This is a genomic window from Streptomyces sp. NPDC031274 (assembly GCF_055570235.1).
The window spans coordinates 1-1137 of sequence record NZ_JBVIHP010000389.1 but is presented as its reverse complement, the minus strand read 5'-3'; the positions used below and the strand labels follow the sequence as shown (position 1 = coordinate 1137).

Sequence of the window (1137 nt, the reverse complement as noted above, 5' to 3'; positions counted from 1 at the left end):
CGAGTCAGCGAACGGCAGCACCTCGCCGAACCACTCATACCCCCATGCCTCATACAGGCAGCGCACCTTGGAGTGCTCACGCTCCACCAGGAGCGTCACCCGCTCCTCGGGCCGGTCGCCGAGCAGCTCGTCGTGGATCGCCTTCGCCGTACAAGTACCCCGCACCTTGTCGACGACCATCAACTCCGACAGAGCAAAGGTACGCGCGCCGTCCTCCACGGTCGCACCGTCCGAGACGGGGGTGCGCAGACCGTTCCACCATCGGGTGCCCTCTTGCAGGGTGCAACCGTAGGCGTAGCCGACGGGCTTCTCATCGAGGTAGCCGACGACCACCGTGAATCCGGGTACCTCCGCGTTCCAGCCGAGGCGTTCATCGAACCGCGCCACGGTATGAAACTCCTCGCCGAGCCGGTCAGCGTAAATCTCCGCGTACACGTCGAGGAGTTGTGGCCGGATATTCCCAAGTCCTGTTGCGTCCCTGCGTTCCAGTCGCGCCCCATCCACGCTCATGCTCCCGCCTGTCGTGCCTGATCGAGAAAGTCCGCCGCCGCGGGAATGTGGACGTGGCGGCGCATCTGTCGGCGGAGCCCATCGAGTTTGTCCTGTACCCGATCGCTCTGTACCCGCTCAGCGATGATGACCGCGTGCCCGGCCTCGGCGGCGGCATGCTCGACTTCCCCGTCGTCCAGGAGGGCTTGGGCGCGTTGCACGGTGTAGTAGACCCGGTTTCGCTCGAAACGCGGCTCAAGCATCCCCAGCGCGGATGCGGTGAGCTCTTGCGCCCGCCCGTACCGGCCAAGCGCCTGATGTGCGGCCCCGGCGAGCCCCGTGAGCTCCGCGGGGGTGAGGAACGACAACCAGGCTGGAGGCTCGCCGTTCGTGCGGTCGTAGGCGCTCTCTGCCCGTGCCAGGGATCGCTCGGCGCACGTCCGCTCCCCGATCCTGGCGTGGCCAACCGCTTGGCGGCAGTGCAACAGCGACATCAACCACGGGTCCTGCTTCGCCTGACGGGTCTCAATGGCGGCCCTGCCGATCCGCAGCGCCTCCTGGTCCCGATCCAACAGACGTGCCTGCATAGCGAGGTTGGACCAGACACGGGCCTGCAGCATGCCGTCCCGGGCGAGCATGCCCGCTTGC

Annotated in this window: 1 protein-coding gene and 1 pseudogene; both read right to left on the bottom strand. The window is 67.1% G+C overall.

Features of this window, described 5'->3' with window-relative positions; genetic code table 11:
• Positions 1-387 (bottom strand): N-acetyltransferase (locus ACZ5CR_RS46610; RefSeq protein WP_468870119.1); only part of this gene is annotated, 387 nt, incomplete at its 3' end.
• Positions 388-506: 119 nt separating this feature from the next.
• A pseudogene (locus ACZ5CR_RS46605) lies at positions 507-1137 on the bottom strand (hypothetical protein); the annotation flags it as partial.